The 18,914-nt window shown below is 61.8% G+C and carries 17 protein-coding genes; 13 read left to right on the top strand and 4 right to left on the bottom strand.

Going from position 1 to position 18,914, the window contains the following annotated elements; genetic code table 11:
- The 10 genes from ACYZTK_RS04890 to ACYZTK_RS04845 are packed head-to-tail and all read left to right on the top strand — an operon-like array spanning position 1 to position 6,514.
- Entirely contained in the window at positions 1-546 is a 546-nt protein-coding gene (locus ACYZTK_RS04890) for a PilN domain-containing protein (RefSeq protein ID WP_462013408.1), read from the top strand.
- On the top strand, positions 533-1,084 hold the full coding sequence (locus ACYZTK_RS04885; RefSeq protein ID WP_462013407.1) for a GspMb/PilO family protein: 552 nt from the start codon (positions 533-535) through the stop codon (positions 1,082-1,084). Before ACYZTK_RS04890 ends, ACYZTK_RS04885 begins: the two co-directional genes overlap by 14 nt.
- The gene (locus tag ACYZTK_RS04880; protein ID WP_462013406.1) at positions 1,081-1,599 is read left to right on the top strand and encodes a hypothetical protein; all 519 of its coding nucleotides are present in this window, start codon (positions 1,081-1,083) and stop codon (positions 1,597-1,599) included. The genes ACYZTK_RS04885 and ACYZTK_RS04880 overlap by 4 nt, the downstream gene beginning before the upstream one ends.
- Entirely contained in the window at positions 1,596-3,431 is a 1,836-nt protein-coding gene (locus ACYZTK_RS04875) for a secretin N-terminal domain-containing protein (protein WP_462013405.1), read from the top strand. Before ACYZTK_RS04880 ends, ACYZTK_RS04875 begins: the two co-directional genes overlap by 4 nt.
- 2 nt (positions 3,432-3,433) lie before the next feature.
- The gene (locus ACYZTK_RS04870) at positions 3,434-3,907 is read left to right on the top strand and encodes a type II secretion system protein (RefSeq protein ID WP_462013404.1); all 474 of its coding nucleotides are present in this window, start codon (positions 3,434-3,436) and stop codon (positions 3,905-3,907) included.
- Positions 3,908-3,911: 4 nt separating this feature from the next.
- The gene (locus tag ACYZTK_RS04865; protein ID WP_462013403.1) at positions 3,912-4,286 is read left to right on the top strand and encodes a type II secretion system protein; all 375 of its coding nucleotides are present in this window, start codon (positions 3,912-3,914) and stop codon (positions 4,284-4,286) included.
- A complete protein-coding gene (locus ACYZTK_RS04860; protein WP_462013402.1) occupies positions 4,261-4,800 on the top strand; it encodes a type II secretion system protein in 540 nt (179 codons plus the stop codon). Before ACYZTK_RS04865 ends, ACYZTK_RS04860 begins: the two co-directional genes overlap by 26 nt.
- A complete protein-coding gene (gene csgE / locus ACYZTK_RS04855; protein WP_462013401.1) occupies positions 4,797-5,189 on the top strand; it encodes a curli production assembly/transport protein CsgE in 393 nt (130 codons plus the stop codon). Before ACYZTK_RS04860 ends, csgE begins: the two co-directional genes overlap by 4 nt.
- On the top strand, positions 5,186-5,620 hold the full coding sequence (locus ACYZTK_RS04850) for a curli assembly protein CsgF (protein WP_462013400.1): 435 nt from the start codon (positions 5,186-5,188) through the stop codon (positions 5,618-5,620). The genes csgE and ACYZTK_RS04850 overlap by 4 nt, the downstream gene beginning before the upstream one ends.
- A gap of 27 nt (positions 5,621-5,647) precedes the next feature.
- Entirely contained in the window at positions 5,648-6,514 is an 867-nt protein-coding gene (locus ACYZTK_RS04845; RefSeq protein WP_462013399.1) for a CsgG/HfaB family protein, read from the top strand.
- Positions 6,515-7,471: 957 nt separating this feature from the next.
- Here ACYZTK_RS04845 and ACYZTK_RS04840 read toward each other — a convergent pair.
- Genes ACYZTK_RS04840 through ACYZTK_RS04825 form a run of 4 tightly spaced genes read right to left on the bottom strand, consistent with a single transcriptional unit; the run spans position 7,472 to position 13,098 of the window.
- The gene (locus ACYZTK_RS04840) at positions 7,472-8,920 is read right to left on the bottom strand and encodes a curlin (RefSeq protein ID WP_462013398.1); all 1,449 of its coding nucleotides are present in this window, start codon (positions 8,918-8,920) and stop codon (positions 7,472-7,474) included.
- A 27-nt stretch (positions 8,921-8,947) separates the two neighbouring features.
- Positions 8,948-9,409 (bottom strand): curlin, encoded by a 462-nt coding sequence (locus ACYZTK_RS04835; RefSeq protein ID WP_462013397.1) that lies wholly within the window; start codon positions 9,407-9,409, stop codon positions 8,948-8,950.
- Between the two features lie 60 nt (positions 9,410-9,469).
- Positions 9,470-11,716: an Ig-like domain-containing protein gene (locus tag ACYZTK_RS04830; protein WP_462013396.1), complete on the bottom strand. Its 2,247-nt coding sequence runs from the start codon at positions 11,714-11,716 to the stop codon at positions 9,470-9,472.
- A gap of 35 nt (positions 11,717-11,751) precedes the next feature.
- Entirely contained in the window at positions 11,752-13,098 is a 1,347-nt protein-coding gene (locus ACYZTK_RS04825; RefSeq protein ID WP_462013395.1) for a hypothetical protein, read from the bottom strand.
- Between the two features lie 281 nt (positions 13,099-13,379).
- Here ACYZTK_RS04825 and ACYZTK_RS04820 point away from each other — a divergent pair, with 281 nt between their 5' ends.
- The 3 genes from ACYZTK_RS04820 (at position 13,380) to ACYZTK_RS04810 (ending at position 18,845) form a co-directional block, all read left to right on the top strand.
- Entirely contained in the window at positions 13,380-14,828 is a 1,449-nt protein-coding gene (locus tag ACYZTK_RS04820; RefSeq protein WP_462013394.1) for a sensor histidine kinase, read from the top strand.
- Between the two features lie 184 nt (positions 14,829-15,012).
- Positions 15,013-17,820 carry a multicopper oxidase domain-containing protein gene (locus tag ACYZTK_RS04815; protein WP_462013393.1) on the top strand — a complete coding sequence of 936 codons (2,808 nt, stop codon included), beginning with the start codon at positions 15,013-15,015 and terminating at the stop codon, positions 17,818-17,820.
- Positions 17,817-18,845, top strand: a complete 1,029-nt coding sequence (locus ACYZTK_RS04810) for an SCO family protein (RefSeq protein WP_462013392.1) — start codon at positions 17,817-17,819, stop codon at positions 18,843-18,845. The genes ACYZTK_RS04815 and ACYZTK_RS04810 overlap by 4 nt, the downstream gene beginning before the upstream one ends.
- Positions 18,846-18,914 lie beyond the last annotated feature (69 nt).

The raw sequence follows: 18,914 nt of genomic DNA, 5'->3' as shown, positions 1-18,914 counted from the left end.
ATGCGCGCCCTGACGCTCGACTTCCAGCCACGCCGCCGCTCCGGTCCCCTCGGCTGGAGCCTGCTGGCCGCCGGTGTGGCGCTGACGCTGACGTGCCTGGCGCTCAACCAGCACGTCAGCGACCAATCCTCGCAACAGCAAGGCCATTTGCAAACTGCCCAGCGTGTGCTCACCGGCGACACTGGCAGCAAGGTCAGCCTGACCCCGGCGCAAATCCGCGAACAGGCGCAAAACCTGGCCGAAATGCGCAAGGTCTCGCAGCAATTGCGCCGCCCTTGGGAGCGCCTGTTCGCCACCCTCGAAAGCATGCCAAGGGACAACATTGCCCTGCTGACCCTGACCCCGGACGCCCGCAAGGGCCAGGTGCGGATCAGCGCCGAAGCCCGCGACCTGGACGCGATGCTCGATTTCCACCGGCGCCTCGAAGCCAGCGACGAGCTGTCCGATGTGTCGCTGCTGAGCCATGAAATCGTCGCCAACGTGCCGGAGCATCCGGTGCAATTCAATCTGTCGGCTACCTGGGAGATCGGCGATGCAAATCCCTAGATTGATCGTCCACGAATATCTGCAAGGCCTGGGTGTGCCCGGGCTGGCTGGCCTGGCGCTGGTGGTTGTGGCGCTGGTCTACGGCCTGGGCGGCTTGCTGCCGGACTGGCAGTCCCTGCAACAGCTACACCAGCAGACCCGCGAAGCCGGCGAGTACCTGGCCAAGGTTGAAGAGGGCAGCGTCGCCGCGCCAGTGGTGCCGCAGCGCCAGCTCGACGACTTCCGCAGCAAGCTGCCGTCCCAGCCCCAGGCCACCATCGCGATCGACAAGATCTACGCGCTGGCCGCCCAGGAACGCATCACCCTGGCGCGCGGTGAATATGCCCTGGGCATCGATCCCAAGACCCATCTGGCGCGTTACCAGATCCTCCTGCCCGTGCGCGGCAGCTACCCGCAACTGCGGCGCTTCCTGCACGCCTTGCTCGGCCAGTTGCCGGCGGTGGTGGTGGAAGACGTGGAGTTCCAGCGCAAGAAGATCGCCGACACCGACCTCACCGGGCGGATCCGCATGACCCTTTACCTGTCGAGGTCGTCATGAAAAGCCAACGCGTAGTGGGCTGGCTGGTGTTCTTCGGGGTTGCCGCAGCGCTGACCTGGGGCAGCGAATTCTTTCAAGCAGCGGACGAGAGTGAGGACACCGTCGCCGCTGTGGCCAACCCGGCCAAAAGCAAGATTCGCGGCGCCTTGCCGGCCGCGCCAGCCACTGGCAAACCAGCGCAGATCAAAGACCTCAGCCCTGCCGGCGACCTGTTCGCCGCCCGCAGTTGGAAAGCCGCGCCGACCCTCGCGGTCGTCACCGAACAACCTGTCAACGTCACCCCGGTGGTGCAAGCCCCTAGCGCACCGCCCATGCCTTTCCAGTTCGTGGGCAGGCTGGATGACCGTACCGATCTGCAGGTGTTTTTGCAGAACGGCGAAAAGATATACGTCGTGCGCAAAGGGGACGTGATCGACGAAACGTGGCGGATCGAGGGCATTTCCGATGTGGAGCTGAGCTTTGTCTACCTGCCTTTGCATTTGTCTCAGACGCTGTCTGTGGGGAGTACGCAATGAACCGATCCCGTATGCTGATAAGCCTTGTCTGCCTGTGTGCAGGATTGGCCGCGTGCAGTTCCGCGCAGGTGGCCAAACAAGAGGCATCCGACCTGATTGAGTCGGGACAGTATGAAGCCGGCCTGGCTCGAATCGAGGAAGGCCTGCGCGAAAATCCGCGCGACACCGAGCTGCACCTGGCCCTGAACAGCGGCCGCGCCCGGGCAATCACTGCTTTGCTGACCCAGGCCGACATGGACCGCGCCCAGCGTAATTTTCCTTCCGCGCGCATGGGTTATGGCCGGGTGCTGACCATCGAGCCGAACAACCGGCGCGCCCAGGAATCCCTCAGCCAGCTGGAACACATGCGCAGCCTCGACGAAAAGCTCGAGCTGGCCCGTGGTGACCTGCGCCGTGGTGACATCTACGCCGCCGACCGCCAGGTCAAACAGATCCTCGAACTGGACCCGAAAAACGAAGGCGCCCTGGACCTGCAAAGCAACATTCGCCTGGTGCAGAGCCGCAACGTCGTGCAGTACCCACAGCTGCGCACTCGCCTTGATCGGCCGGTGACCCTGGAATTTCGCGACGCCAACCTCAAGACCATCTTCGAAGTGCTGTCCCAGGTCGCCGGGCTGAACTTCATCTTCGACAAGGACCTGCGCCCGGACATGAAAGCCACCATCTTCGTGCGTGACGTGCGCATCGAAGACGCCGTGGCACTGCTGCTGCAACAGAACCAGCTGCACCAGAAAGTGGTGAACGAAAACACCTTGCTGATCTACCCGGATTCGCCGCAGAAACTCAAGGACTACCAAGAGCTGGTGATGCGCACCTTCTACCTGACCAGCATCGACGCCAATACTGCGCTGAACATGATCAAGACCATGCTTAAGACCCGCGACGTGTTCGTTGATGAGCGCCTCAACACCCTGACCATGCGCGACAGCGAAGACGCGATTCGCATGGCGGAAAAACTCCTGCAGTCCCAGGACCAGTCCAACCCGGAAGTGGTGCTGGAAGTGGAGGTGATGGAAGTCGCCCGTCAGCGCATTCTCGACCTCGGCCTGCAATGGCCCAACACCTTCGGTGTGCTCACCAATGATGGCCAGCCAGTGTCGATACTTGATCAGCTCAAGGGCATCAACTCCAGCCGGATCTCCATTTCACCTTCGCCACAAGCCAAGATCAACGCCTCGGACAAGGACATCAATACCCTGGCCAGTCCGGTCATCCGGGTCAGCAACCGCGAGCAGGCACGCATCCACATTGGCCAGCGCGTACCGATCATCAGCGCCACTTCGGTGCCTTCCACCCAGGGCCCGGTGATCACCGAAAGCGTGACCTACCTGGACGTCGGTCTGAAGCTTGAAGTGCAGCCGATCGTGCACTTGAACAACGAAGTGGCGATCAAGATCGCTCTCGAAGTCAGCAACGCGACGCCGCTGGAACCGACCCGCCAGGGCACCATTCCGGTCCAGGTCGACACTCGTAATGCGCAGACCACCTTGCGCCTGCACGATGGTGAAACACAGATTCTCGCCGGACTGATGCGCAACGACCATGGCAGCACCGGCAACAAGATCCCGGGCCTTGGCGACATTCCCGGCATCGGCCGCCTGTTCGGCAGCAACCGCGATGACGTCAGCAAATCGGAACTGGTGCTGTCGATCACTCCACGGATCGTGCGCAACCTGCCGTACCAGAGCCCGTCGGACATGGAGTTCCCGACCGGTACCGAAACCAGCATGCACATCCAGGCCCCGGACCGCTCGATGGACACCGCGATCCGCACTGAAACCCTGGGCACGCCGGTGGTTGCCGCCACCCGTGTCGTCGTCGAGAAGCCTTGATCATGAACGCCTCGCAACGCGGTTTCACCCTGATCGAAGTCGTGGTGACGCTGGCCCTGATCGGCTTGCTGGCCGGCATGGCCGCGCCGCTGACCGAGACCGTGGTGCGCCGGGGCAAGGAGCAGGACCTGCGTACTTCGCTGTACCAGATCCGCGATGCCATCGACGCCTACAAGCGTGCATTCGATGCCGGTTACATCGAGAAGTCGCTGAACAGCAGCGGCTACCCGCCGAACCTGAAGGTGCTGGTGGAGGGCGTGCGCGATGTGCGTAGCGCCAAGGGTGCCAAGTTCTACTTTTTACGGCGCATTCCTCACGACCCGCTGGCCGCGGTCAAGCGTGACGACGAGGGCGGTTGGGGGTTGCGCACCTATGACAGTTCGGCCCAGAACCCGCGTGAAGGTGAGGACGTCTTCGACGTTTACTCCCAGTCCCGCGGCAAGGGACTCAACGGCATCGCCTATAGGGAGTGGTGAGATCATGCGTCGGCAAAAGGGTTTTACCTTGCTGGAACTGATGGTGGTCATGGCAATCATCGCAACCCTGATGACCATTGCCCTGCCACGTTATTTCAACAGCCTGGAAACGTCGAAAGAGACCACCCTGCGCCAGAGCCTGTCGGCGATGCGCGAGGCGCTCGATCACTACTATGGCGACACCGGGCGCTATCCGGATTCGATCGAGCAACTGGTCGAGCAGCGTTACCTGCGCAACCCACCGATGGACCCGATTGCCGAACGCAAGGACACCTGGGTCATGGTCGCGCCGCCAGACGGTGTGGCGGGCGGGGTGGCTGATATCAAGAGTGGAGCCACAGGGAGGGCGCGTGATGGCAGCCTTTATTCCGAGTGGTAAGCCTGGCCGCGAAGGCGGGTTCACCTACCTGGGCGTGCTGTTCCTGATCATGGTCATGGGCATGGGCCTGGCCAGTGCCGGTGAGCTGTGGTCGACCGCGTCCCGGCGCGATCGCGAGAAGCAACTGCTCTGGGTCGGCACCCAGTACGCCCAGGCTTTGCGCAGCTACTACCGCAGTTCGCCGGGCCTGGCGCAGTACCCCAAAGAGCTGGAAGACCTGCTGCAGGACCAGCGCTTCCCGACGCCCAAGCATCATATCCGCCAGCTGTACCCGGACCCGATTGGCGGCGGTGAGTGGACCCTGCAACGCGGCTTCGACGGACGTATTACCGGGCTCAACAGCCCGTCCACCGACAAGCCGCTCAAGCAAGTCGACTTCCCCAGCCAGTGGTCGGACTTCAACGGCATGGCCAGTTACAAGGACTGGCAGTTCGTTGCCGAGAAAGCCTTTCTGGATGGCGCATCCGGCCCGGTCAAAGGCCAGTCCACCGCACCCCAGGCGCTGCAGCCATGAACCGTCAATGGCTGGCCGCCATGGCCCTGGTGCTGGTCTTGCCTTTGGCCTCGGCCGGGGAAGAGGACGAAATGATGGGTTTCATCGTCGATGACACGATATCGCACATCGGCCACGACTTTTACTACTCATTCAGTGAACGCCTGCGCGCCACCAGCCCGATGGATTTCAACCTGGTGGTACGCGAACGACCTTCGGCACGCTGGGGCAGCCTGGTGACCGTGGAATATCAACAACGCCTGGTTTATCGGCGCTTTCTGGCGCCCAACACCGTGGAGCTCAAGGACGAGGCCTATGACGCCGCCGACTGGGTTCGCGGACAGATTGTCCAGCGCAAGCTGGAAAACTTGTTGCAAGACACCACGGACCTTGAGAGGGACGAATTATGAAGACGAAATTGTTTTCGCAGCGCACCGGGCTGTCAATGGCCGGCATCTGGCTGCTGGGGTTCACCGGCTGCGGCCTGGTCCAGGCCACCGAGCTGGTGTACACGCCGATCAACCCGTCGTTTGGCGGCAACCCGTTGAACGGCACCTGGTTGCTCAACAACGCCCAGGCGCAGAACGACTACGACGATCCCGACCTGAAAGATCGCACCTCGATCGCCGGCACCTCGGCCCTCGAGCGCTTCAGCAGCCAGTTGCAATCGCGGCTGCTGGGGCAGTTGCTGGACAACATCTCCACCGGCAACACGGGGAGCCTGTCCACCGACGCATTTATCGTCAACGTGATCGACGACTCGGGTGCGCTGACGATTGAAGTGACGGACCGGGTGACCGGTGAAATTTCGGAAATCCTGGTGAACGGTCTGGCTCCTTGAGCCAAGGAACGATGGGGAGTAACGGACATGAAAAAAATAATTTTGCTAGGGATGCTGTTGGCGACCTTACAGGGTTGCAGCCTGCGCGATCCGGTGTCGGCCGAGCAGGACACCGAAACCCCGACCCTGACCCCCAGGGCGTCAACTTACTATGACTTGCTCAAGCTGCCGCGTCCAAAGGGCCGCTTGATGGCGGTGGTCTACGGCTTCCGTGACCAGACCGGCCAGTACAAACCGACTCCGGCCAGCTCCTTTTCCACCAGCGTGACCCAAGGCGCGGCGAGCATGCTGATGGACGCCATGCAGGCCAGCGGCTGGTTCGTGGTGCTGGAACGTGAAGGGCTGCAGAACCTGCTGACCGAACGCAAGATCATTCGAGCTTCGCAGAAAAAACCCAACACCCCGATGAACATCCAGGCTGAGCTGCCACCGCTGCAGGCGGCGAACATGATGCTCGAAGGCGGCATCATCGCCTACGACACCAACGTGCGCAGCGGCGGGGAAGGGGCCCGCTACCTGGGCATCGACATCTCCCGCGAGTACCGGGTCGACCAGGTCACCGTCAACCTGCGCGCGGTGGACGTACGCAGCGGCCAGGTGCTGGCCAACGTGATGACCAGCAAGACCATCTACTCCGTAGCCCGCAGCGCCGGGGTCTTCAAATTCATCGAGTTCAAGAAACTGCTCGAAGCCGAAGTCGGCTACACCACTAACGAACCGGCCCAGCTGTGCGTGTTGTCGGCCATCGAATCGGCGGTCGGCCACCTGCTGTCCCAGGGCATCGATCGCAAGATGTGGCAGATTGCAGGCGACAATTCGGTAGCACCGCAGAACGAAACGATGGAGCGCTACCTGTCGCAGAACCGCGTGGTGCCTGAGGGCGAGGAAGAATAACCGGGCCGGGCGCAGGCTCCCCTTGCAATCCCACGCCCCCCCGGTAGGAGCTGCCAAGTGAAACGAGGCTGCGATCTTTTGATCTTGTTTGTGCGGCATAAGCCAGATCAAAAGATCGCAGCCTCGTTTCACTCGTCAGCTCCTACGGGGACGAAGGCAAGCCGTGCTGTAGGAGTGAGCCTGCTCGCGATGACGGCCTCTAGGCCAACCAGTTCCCCCCAGACATCCCCCAATCAAAACTGTGGGAGCTGGCTTGCCTGCGAAGGCGGTGTGTCAGCCAACAAACTCGTCAACTGATAGACCATCGCGAGCAGGCTCGCTCCCACAGGGATATGCTGCGAACACACCATCTGTCCCCGACTCAGGTCAACTGTAGGAGTGAGCCTGCTCGCGATGACGGCCTCTAGGCCAACCATTTCCCCCCAGACATCCCCCAATCAAAACTGTGGGAGCTGGCTTGCCTGCGAAGGCGGTGTGTCAGCCAATAAACTCGTCAACTGATAGACCATCGCGAGCAGGCTCGCTCCCACAGGGATATGCTGCGAACACACCATCTGTCCCCGACTCAGGTCAACTGTGGGAGCGAGCCTGCTCGCGATGACGGCCTATTGGCCAACCCTTTCCCCCCATACATCCCCCAATCAAAACTGTGGGAGCTGGCTTGCCTGCGACGGCGGTGTATCAGCCAACAAATTCTTCAGCTGAAAGACCATCGCGGGCAAGCCGCGCTCCCACAGGGATTTGCAGCGTACGCAGTACCCATGCACCACGAAGTTCCACTGTAGGAGCTGCCAAGTGAAACGAGGCTGCGATCTTTTGATCTTGGGTGTTCATAAGCCAGATCAAAAGATCGCAGCCTCGTTTCACTCGGCAGCTCCTACCGGAGCGAGCCTGCTCGCGATGGGTCCGCAAAAAAAACCGCGACCTCCCGGCCGCGGTTCTTTCAAACCCGCAAGATCACTGCTGCAAAACAGTCGCCTGGTTAGCCCCCCCAAACTGCTGCACATTCGCCATCTGCGACACGCCACTCTGATCGACATTGGCAATGTTCCCCGTGCCGCCCTGGGTCACATACGCCACGTTCATGCTGTCGGCCTGTTTGACGGTGATCTGGTTGTCGCTGCCATACATCTGCGTGGTGAACGCCTGGTTGCCGGTGCCCGACTGGTCGAAATCGGCGCTGTTGCCGGTACCGGTGGACGTGCCCTGGATCAGGTTAGTGGTGCCGCGCTGGTCGGCGATGAGGATGTTGTCGCTGCCGTTCTGGTCGAAGTACAGCTCGTTGTAGGACTCGGCCTGGCTGACCGTGGTCTTGTTGCCCATGCCGGTCTGGTTGGTGGTCATGATGTGGCCGGCGCCGGTCTGGGTGAAGTTGGCGACGTTGGCATTGCCGGTCTGATTGACCGTGGCGCGCTGGTTGGTGCCGAACTGGCCACCGCTTTGTGGGCCTTTCCAGTTGCTGGCGTAGACCTTGTTCTCGTTACCCACCGAGTTGGCATTGAGCACATGGCTGTCGCCGCTCTGGTAGGTGAAGTGAATGTTGTTGGTGCCCTGTTGGTATAGCGCCAGGGTCGAGCCCATGGATTCGAACTGGTCGGCGTAGATCGCGTTGAGGTCGCCGACTTGCAGCACCTGGGCGTAGTTGTTCTGACCAAAGCTCTGGTCGACGATGGCTTCGTTGGCCTGCCCGTACTGATCGACGATCACCTGGCTGGCAGCCTGGCCGAATTGCCAGACTTCGCTGCCGTTCATTTCGCCAAACTGACTGATGGTCATGGTGCCACCGATGCCGCTGCGTTGATCGCCGTAGGCATAGTTTTCGCTGCCGTTCTGCATGATCGCGATCTGGCCGCCTGAGTGACCGACCTGCTCGGCGGTGCCGGAGTTGACGGTGCCGTACTGAGTCACGGTGGCGACATTCGCGTCGCCCACTTCCATCTGTTCGATGTTGGCCTGGTTGCCGTCACCCATTTGCACGGTGTGACCCGAGGCGCCTTGCTGGCTGTCCTGGTAAATGAACGAGAAGTTGCCGCCACCTTGTTGCTGCTGCAGCGCTTCGTTGCCATTTACGCCAATGGACTGGCTGGCATGGCTCACGTTGAACGTACCGACCTGTTGTTGAACGATGGTGCTGCCATCCTCGAACAGTTGCTCGGCGTAGCCGGCGTTGTAATCGCCGATCTGTTCCTGGTCGATGGTGCTGGTGGCAGTGTCCTGCAGCGCCATCGCGTCGTTACCCTGGCCGAATTGCTGCTGAGTCGAGCTGGCGAATGAGGCCTGGGTCTGCTTGACGTTGGCGATGTTGGCATCACCGAATTGTCTCTGGGTCGAGACACTGTCGTCGGCCATGGCCTGGGCACTGACAATGACCAGGATGGCGGCGGTGAGGGGCGTCAGTTTGAACATGATGAAACCTCCGGGTAGTGCAGTGCTTTAGCGATATTGTTTAACCGAAACGCTCATGCCATTGCCCGACTGGGTAACGGCGCTGGAGAGCCCCGCGCCGGCCTGGTCGATGGTCGCGTCGTTGTTGTTGCCGTTCTGGGATATCTGCGCGCGGTTGTGGCTGCCGGTCTGAGTGATGCCGGCGTTGTTGCCTGAACCTTGCTGGTTGATCAGTGCCATCAGGTCGTTGCCTTGTTGCAGGATGTACGCCTCCTGATTACTGCCCGACTGAACGATGCTGCCGAGCAGCGACTGGCCGTTCTGTTGCAACAGCGCAACGTTGGCCTGGCCGTTCTGATCGATCAGCGCCTGCTGGCCAATTGGCGGTGGCAGCTCGCCGAGGTCGGTGGCGGGTGCCAGGTCGTCGTTTTCCATCAGGTCGTCTGCGCGCACACCCGCGCTGCCACAGAGCAGAAGCAGGCAGAGCAGGGTCGCGGTCGACGTGTTCATGGCGTGGTCCTTTGTGAAGAGGCTGGCCCCATCAACCCGTAGAGTTGATGGGGCGAGGGCTCAGTTCGCCGTTACGTTCACCGTGCGTACGGTGCCCTGGGACGAGGTGATGGTGGCTGTCGGGTTCGCCGACGGAATCACTGTGGTGCTGTTGCTCACCGTCAACCGCCAGCGGCCGGTCACTGGCACCGTGGTGGTGCCCAGGGTTACCGGGCCCGTCGGGGTGCTGACCTGCACGGTGATGGTGTTGCCAGTAGTCACCGATGACGTACCGCTGAAGTCCCAGGTGAAGCGGTTGTTGGAGCGAGCCGACACCGTGGCCGCCGTCACTGCGAAGTTCTCTGCAGCAGGCCGTGGCGAGACTTGCACGGTGACCGTCCCCGGCGTCGCTGAGACGGCGCCGAAGCTGTCCCGGGCGAAGTAGTTGAAGGTCGTGGTGAAAGCCGCAGTGACGGTGGCTGGTGGGGTGTAGGTCAATACCGTGCCATTGCTGCTGACCGTGCCGCGACCGGCCGGAGGTGGAGTGAAGCTGGCGACTGCCAGCGGCACGTTGCCTTCCGGATCGGTGTCGTTGGCCAGCACGCTGATCGGGATCGCAACACCCAGGGTGGCGGCGGCGTCGTTGACGGCCACTGGTGGCTGGTTGGGCGCAACGGTAATGGTCACGGTCGCCGGGGCGGTCGAGGCCAGACCTTTGACGTCTTGGGCCTTGTAGGTGAAGGTCGTGGTCAACGGAGCGTTGACCACCGCAGGCGGGGTATAGACCACCGAAGCCGCGCCGCTCAATGTCACAGTGCCCTGGTTCGCCGCCGGCTGGGTTAACGCGGTGATGCTCAGCGGCACGTTGCCGTCGGGATCACTGTCGTTGGTCAGCAGGTTGAGGGTGATGGGCACGCCGAAGCTGGTGCTGCCGCTATCGGCGACGGCCAGCGGAGGCTGGTTTTCACCGGAGTTGGGCGCGCTGCCGACCACCACGACCGCCTCGGTGTCACTGCCGCCCGCCGCCGATTTCACGGTCACGGTGGCGGGTGGCTGGGTCAGGTCGGCAATGGTTATTTTCTGCAGGGTGCCGGACTTCGACAGACGTCCGTAACCTTGCGCGACCATGTCCGGGATGGCCACTTCATCAGTGGAGGTCGCCTCGATCAACAGGCTGTGGTTGGCCCAGCTGTAGCGAGCGGTCTGGATTTTCACCAGGTCGGTGAGCTTGCTCGATACGGCCGTCGGCCGGGTGGTGCCCGAAGGGTTGGTCGCGGTGACCACAACGACCGAAGGCACCGGACCATTGGCTAGGCTCTGGCCAAAAAACAGCCCGGTATTGTCGCTTTGCAGGGTGGTCTGGCAGGCCGACAGCGGTGGGCCGGGAACCAGAGCAATGCTTTCACGCAAGCACAGGGTTGAGCTGTTGTCGGCCTTGGCGAACACTTCGACGCGCACGTTGCTGCTGCCGCCCGAAGTGGTGCGCCGGTAGGTCACGCGATTCAGTTCGACCGGGGTTTGTGCGCGGGGATCGAGGACCTTGCCGGCCACGGTGAACAGGTTGGTCTGGATCACCCCTGCAGGTCCGGATATGCGCAGGAAGTTGGTGTTGTTCGGGCTGCCGGTGACCTGCTCGGTAAGGTTCGGGTCGCCGACGAAAGTTTCCACTGCGCCGGTGTCCGGGTTCACCTCGGTGTAAGGCCCGTTGACGCTTCGCAGGAATGGCCCGATGTCGCCGGCCACTGCGCCAGTGTAATTGCCCGGTACGCCAATGCCGATATCGCGGGTGATGTTGATCGCCCGGCGACCAGGCGCCGTCACGTTGACCGTTTCCACGCCGTATGGGTGAGTGATGGTGTACACGCCGGCAGTGGGAATGTTCACCCGGATGCGAATCCGCGCGAAGCTTTGCTGGTCGCCATCAACCGGATTTTCCGAAGTGAATGCCGCCTCGATCCCCGCCACATAGGCGTCTACGCCGTAGCCTGCGCCATTGTTGGGGATAGCGGTTCCGGCGAGATACCAGAAGGCTTCTGGTGGCCAGTTATCGGGGAAGATCATCGGCAGGGTATCGTCATACACACCCGGCTCCGGCAGCAGGGTGCACATGTAGGCCGGCGGTACCGAGGCCGGTACCCGCGAGCTCGCGGCCCGGGACTGGCACAGTTCCATCGACAGCAGATTGTTGTCCTGATACCACATGGGGAATTTCCCCGTGGCGAAGGTATAAGGGCCCGGGTCGACGGCGGCGAGTTGCGCGAACGCGCTGCCGGACAGCGATAGAGTCAGTCCCAGGGCGTTGAGCGCCAGGCGTGGCCAATTATTCATGATGCCTCCTGATGAGGATCTGGGCATGTGAGCGTTCATTGCACGATGACCACTTCTTCGGTGTCGCTGCCGCCATTGGATGACGTCACGCGAACCTTGGCGGGTGGGATCGGCGAGATGCCGGTGGCCAGGGTTTTCACCGCGCCATCGCCACTCAATGCGCCGATGGCGGTACCGGTGCCCGAGGTCGCAGTCAGCACCGGTGGCGAGGTTTCATCACTGGTGGAGGCCACGAGGGTCAGTTGCCCGGAACTCAGGCTGTATTCGGCGCGCTGGATCACCACCAGGTCAGTCAGCGACATCGACAGCGTGGTTGGCGTGCTGGTGGGAATGGCCAGGTGATTGTCGGCGGTCACTTGCAAGGTGCTTGGCAGCGTCGGGTTGACCGCCGACTGCGCGTACCAGTTGCCGGTGGTGTCGGCTTCGCTCAGATTCAGCACCGGAGTGCTGCTGGTCAGGCCAACGGTGGCCGGTGGTGGCGGCGCCATGACGAACACGTCTTGCTGGGCCACCGGTGCGCTCTCGCCAGCCTTGCGCGAGTAGGTGCTGCGCTGGGTGATCATCGGGGTAGGGCGGACCACCGTGGACAATTTGCCCGAGATGGAAAACAGCGTGGTGCGCAGGTCGAGGCCATTGGGCCCCTCGATACGCACGAAGTTGGTGTTGAACGGACTACCGGTCACCACTTCCGTGAGGTTGGGGTCGCCGACGAATTGTTCGGCGCTGCCGGTCACCGGATTGGTCTCGGTGTACGGGCCGTTGACGCTGCGCAGGAACGGCCCGACATCGCCCTTGAGCGCGCCATCGTAGGTTTCCGGCACACCTATGCCAATGTCCCGGGTCATGTTGATTGCGCGCCGCCCGGGGGTGTCGATGTTGAACACGTCGACGCCGTAGGGGTGGGTGATCACATAGGTACCAGCGGTAGGCACGTCGACGCGAATCCGTACCCGGGCAAAGCTGACCTGGTCACCCTCCACCGGCTCTCCGGCGGCGAAGGCGGCTTCGATGGCCGTGCCGAATGACAGGTCAACCCCCCGTGCGGCGTCGACGATTACCGCGTCGGCGGTAAACCAGAAGGCTTCATCCGGGAAGTTGGTCGGGAACACCACCGGTTGCGCATCGTCGAAAACCCCGGGGGTCGGCAACAGGTTGCACATGTAGTTAGGTGCGCCCGGACCGCCGGGGACCCGAGAACTCACGGCCTTGGACAGGCACAGGTCAACGGTTCGACCGTGCGTGTCCTGGTACCAGGCGGCGAAGCCACCGTTGCCGGGTAGATAAGGTCCGGGATCGACCGCAAACAGCGCCGCCTGGGCGACGCCTTGAGCCAGAGCACTGACAACCAGGACGGCCGCAGTTTTGGACAGTAAAGGGTGCATGTGTATTCCCTCTATTGGAGACCTGTCCCTGGGGGATGGGTCAGTTGAGAGGGGTTTCGGCAACTTCCATACCAACACGTAAGAATCGCCCGCACAGGCCCGGCGCACGGGCTTGCACAGTTGCGAGCACGCGATGACGCGGAAAAAACCAGCGGGCCCCTGTCCCCAGAGTTGGGGGTAGATGGGGGCGGCGGGGAATGGGGATCAATCACCCCCAAGGTCGGGCAAAGATCAGCGGGTGGGCTATAAACCTATAGGGGAATTAGTGCGGAACAGCATCCATGGCCAGGTCGACTCAAACACTCGCGTCCACGCAGGGCGATGTCCGCCTGGGCTCGCGCAAGCAGCCGTTCAACCTGTTGCGCTGGTTTTCACTGATCAGCCTGGCGGTGATCGGTACGGTGGCGATTGCCCTGGGCGCGGTGTCGACCCGGTTCGTGATCACCGAAAGCGTCCAGCGCGATGCGTTGCTGACTTCACAGTTCATCCAAGCGATCGCCTCGGCTGAAGTGCGCCACGTGTCCATCCCCCATGTACGGACCATGGGCGAGCTGCTCGACCCGCGCCAGGACCGCAATTTTCCCGATGTCGATCCCCTGGCCCGCGCCAGTGCCCGCGGCGAATTTCTCGACCACATCGAACACTTGCCGGACGTGATCCTGGCCAACATTTATGCGCCCGATCGCACGGTGATCTGGTCGACCAACCCGTCCCTGATGGGCACCACGATTCACGCCGACGACGATCTCGACCAGGCATTCCATTCCAGGATCCCGGTGTCCGCCAGTTACCACGACGTCGACAAAAACCGCATGGAGCAGAAGTTCGTCACTCCACCGGAATACATTTTCATCGAGAACTACATCCCGCTGTTCGATGCCGACGGTGACAAGGTCACGGCGATGGTCGAGATCTACAAGGAGCCCAAGGACCTGATCGATCGCATGGAACGCGGTCTGATCCTCATTTGGCTGGCCACGGCCCTGGGTGGCGGGCTGATTTACCTGGGGCTGTACTGGATCGTGCGGCGCGCGGCGAACCTGCTGGCCACTCAGCAGAAGCAACTGATCACCAATGAAACCTTTGTCGCCCTCGGCGAGATGTCCTCGGCGGTGGCCCACAGTCTGCGCAATCCCCTGGCGACCATTCGCTCCAGCGCCGAGCTGGCGCTGGAATTCGACACCGGCGCGGCGCACAAAAACATCAATGACATCATCGGCCAGGTCGACCGCATGTCGAAGTGGGTGCGCGAGTTGCTGCAGTCCTTGCGGCCACTCAGCGACGATGCGGAACCGGTGAACCTGGTAGCAGCGTTGCACGACAGCCTGATGGCCTTCGAGCAGCAGATCGCCAAGGGGGCAATAAACGTCGTGTTTGCGCCGACCGAGACACCGATGGTCCTGAGCCAGCAGGTGCAACTGACCCAGATCCTCAACAGCTTGATGTCCAACGCCCTGGAAGCCATGGAAAAGGGTGGCACATTGACCATCCGGCTGGAGCCAAGCGATGCCCGCAGTGTCAGCCTGATAGTGAGCGATAATGGTAAAGGCATGAACGCCGAACAGCGCACCATGGCCTTCCGCCCGTTTTTCACCACCAAGCAAGGTGGGCTGGGGGTCGGGTTAGTGTTGGTCAAGCGGATCATGGAGCGCTTTGGCGGCTCGGTGAAGCTGGAAAGCCGCGAAGGCGAGGGCACTTGCGTGCGCCTGACGTTCAGGCTGATCCCCTGAAAACGGGTATGAACTTTCCCCGTTAGCGGGTGCCATTCCCCAGTCGCTGCCCCCGGTAATGGCACATTGATGTTGTTAAGCCATTGTATTATGTGGCATTAATACTTTTGTATTAACCTGTTACAAATTTGGCGAGTTCCTTGCAATTCCACCAGCACCCCTTCTGACTGTGAGGCGGCTGGTGATGAACTGGAAATCGAGCTACCCGAATAAACGAGCCTTCATATGGTTCACGCCCCTAAGCGTTCTGCTGATGACGCTGGGCGCTTCCACCTTGCGTGCCAGCCCGATCGACGACGAGCGACAGCCCGAAACTTCTGATCCGTCGGCTTACTATGACGAACCTGAAGACAAGGCGGGCGCCCTCAATGCCATCCTGACCCTGCCCGAGGCCAACGAAGACTCCTTCGATTTGCCCGATGGGGTCAAAGGCAGTCGCGACATAACGCGCCAGGAAAACATCCTGCCGCCGACCGTTCAGACCAGTTTCAACTACCCCACCAACGGCAAGCCGAGCCCGTTGTTCGGCGCCCAGCCGTTCACCCAGCAACTGGTGCTGTTTGAAGAATTCGGCCCGGAAAAACTCGACCCGACCACGCCGGCCGCGCCCTTGCCGTTCCCGCCCGTGGCCATCGGCCCGGCGCCGCAACAGGACCCGAGCAGTGCGGCGCGCAGTGCGCCACCCAGCGCAGCGCTCGATGCGTTCCTGCGCCAACCGGGGCTGACGCCGTTCCCCAGCCAGTTCTCCAACGTGGTCGACCGCAACCCGTGGCAGGCGCAGATCGAGTACTTCCTCAATCGTCATATCGGTTCGTCTGCCGAAGGCCGTCCGCCAGGCAAAGGCTGGTCGCATCAGCGCTGGAACGAGTTCTACCCGCAGCTGGCCTACAAGACCGTACAGACCGGCGCCCGGGTCAATGGCGGCCTGCGTGACAGCCGGCAAATGCATGGCTATGCGCTGGGCGAGTTCGGCCCCGGTGGCCTCTACCACAACGTCGCTGGCGTGCCGGCCACCGATGGCACGGCCAGGGGCGTCGACGCGCGCTTCCACCCGAACATGCCGGTGCAGAACCACAATTCGGTGTGGACCTTCGACGGCACCCTGCCGCCCAAACTGTTGATGGTGCGCTACGGCCAGCCGGTGCTGATGCGTCACTACAACGGCCTGCCGATCGACCCGGCGGCGAACATGGGCTTTGGCCTGCACACCATCAGCACCCACGAACACAACGGCCACGCGCCGGCGGAAAGCGACGGATATGCCAACGCGTTTTTCTTCCCCGGGCAGTACTACGACTATCGCTGGCCGATCCAGTTGGCCGGCTACGACAGCATCAACACCGACGCCCGTGACCCCCGTGCGGCATTCCCCTGCGCACCCGGCGAAACCCTGTGGACCAACGACCTGAGCCCCAGCCGCAAGACCTGCGAGAACGGCACGATCAAGATCCGCGGCGACTGGCGCGAAACCATGAGCACTCACTGGTTCCACGACCACATGCTCGATTTCACAGCGCAGAATGTCTACAAGGGCAACGCGGCGATGATGAACTACTACAGCGCCCTGGACCGTGGCAACGAGTCGGTGAACGACGGCGTCAACCTGCGTTTCCCCAGCGGCAGCGTCTTGCCGTGGGGCAACCGCGACTACGACGTCAACCTGGTGATCGCCGACAAGGCCTGGGATCAGGGCGGCCAACTGTGGTTTAACCCGTTTAACACCGACGGCTTCCTCGGTGACCAGATACTGGTCAACTGGCAGTGGAAACCGACCCTCGATGTGCGCGCCCGCAGCTATCGCCTGCGCGTTCTCAATGGCTCGGTTTCGCGTTACTTCAAGCTGGCCATCGTGCGCGAAATCAAGGGCAGCAGCGGCGAGTTCCAAGGCCCGAAAAACTCCGGGGTGTCCTATAGCCGCGTACCGTTCCACATGATCGGCAACGACGGCAATATCATGGAGCACAGCGTGCCGTTCGACGGCAGCATGGACCTCGATGCCGACGGCGACAAACAGAATCACAACGCGATCCTGCCCACCCAGGGCATCGCCGAGCGCTTCGATATCATCGTCAACTTTGCGAAGAACGGTATCAAGCCGGGGGACAAGCTGTTCGTGGTCAACCTGCTGGCTCACGACGATGGCAAGGGCCCTAAAGAGCCGATCCCCCTGGGCGATGTGCTCTCGGAAAAATACCTCGCCGTCATCAAGCAATCGAGCAAGGGCCCGCAGTGGGACAAGGGTGACCCGGGCGTGGGCAAATTGCTGCAGTTCAACGTCAAGGCCTACACCGGCCAGGACCTGGCGATGGACCCGGCGGCCTATGAACCGGCGAAACCGGGCAAGGCCGAAGGCATGGTGATGATCCCGCTGAAGATCCATCGCGACAACGCCGCCGACAAGGTGCTGCTGTCCCAGGCTCGTCACCGCACGTTCACCTACGGTCGCTCCGACGGCACCGATGCCGCGCCCTGGACGGTCAAGACCGATGGCGGCTTCGGCTTCCACATGGACCCGCGGCGCCTCAACACCTCGATCCAACTGAAGACCGGGCCCACCGACGCCGGTGTCAGCGGTTTCGGCACCCTGGAAGTGTGGAACATCAAGGCCGGCGGCAAAGGCTGGAGCCACCCCGTGCATGTGCACTTCGAGGAAGGGATCATCCTCAGTCGCGGCGGCAAGGCGCCGCCGGAATGGGAAAAATGGGCGCGCAAGGATGTGTACCGCATCGGCTCGGAAACCGATGGCCTGGATAGCGTGGAATTCGCGATCAACTTCCGTGAATTCGGCGGCACCTATATGGAGCACTGTCACAACACCCAGCACGAGGACAACTCGATGCTGCTGCGTTGGGACCTCGAGAAGCCCGGGCAATTGCAGTTGATGCCCACCCCTCTGCCAAGCTGGGACGGCGTGCGCTACGTCAACTCCGCTGCACTGCCAACCTTCCGCACCGGTGACGGCTTTGGCCCGCAAGTAACGGTGAAAAAATGAACCGCCCGGGAGCCGACAAGCCACTCTACACACCGCGCTCCCGCGCCCTGGGCATGCACTTGGTGCTGATGTTGGTTGCATGCCTGCTGGGCAGTCGGTTGCTGGTGGCGCACGAGGTTGCGCCGGCGTCGACCGCCTCGGCGACCCCCTGGGGCGGCGACTATTTCCCCAACACCCTGCTGACCAACCAGGAGGGTCGGCAGGTGCATTTTTTCGATGACCTGATCAAGGGCAAGGTGGTGGTTATCAATTTCATCTTCACCTCTTGCAGCGATTCCTGTCCGCTGGAAACTGCGCGCCTGCGCCAGGTACAAAACTTGCTTGGCGATCGGGTAGGCAAGGACATTTTTTTCTACTCGATCAGCATCGATCCGCTGAGCGACACACCCGAGGTGCTCAAGGCTTACGCGCAACGCTTCAAGGTGGGTCCGGGCTGGCAGTTTCTCACCGGTGAATTCGAAGATGTGACCGAGCTGCGGCACAAGCTCGGGCTGTTCATCGAAGGCGTGGACAATGGACGCAACAAGGACCACAACCTGAGCCTGATCGTAGGCAATCAGGCAACCGGGCGCTGGATGAAAGCTTCACCTTTTGAAAGCCCGTGGATCCTCGCCGATCAACTGGCCAACACGCTGCAGAACTGGAAGCAACCGAGCATGGAACAGAGCTACGCCGACGCGCCGGACATTCGTCCACCGAGCAGTGGCGAAGAGTTGTTCCGCACCCGCTGCGCTTCGTGTCACAGCCTCGGCCCGCAGGACGGCCAGGGCATTGGGATGCGCAGTATCGGCCCGGACCTGATCGGCGTGACCGGGCAGCGTGACCTGGCCTGGTTGAGTCGCTGGATTCGCGAGCCGGATCGCATGCTGGCGGAGAAGGACCCGATTGCCACGGCACTGTTCGAACGCTTCGAAAAAATTCCGATGCCCAACCTGCGACTGGATGAAAACTCGGCGCAGGCGATCATCGATTTTCTCAAGGAAGAGACCGATCGCCAGCAAACACTGGCGGCGCAAACTCAATAGCGGCTATTTACTATCATTGCAGCGCCAGTGGTGGTGAATGCCACCTACACTGATTTGGAACGGGCTCCT

Source organism: Pseudomonas sp. LB3P31, from assembly GCF_054897945.1.
This window is presented reverse-complemented; position numbering and strand designations above follow the sequence as displayed.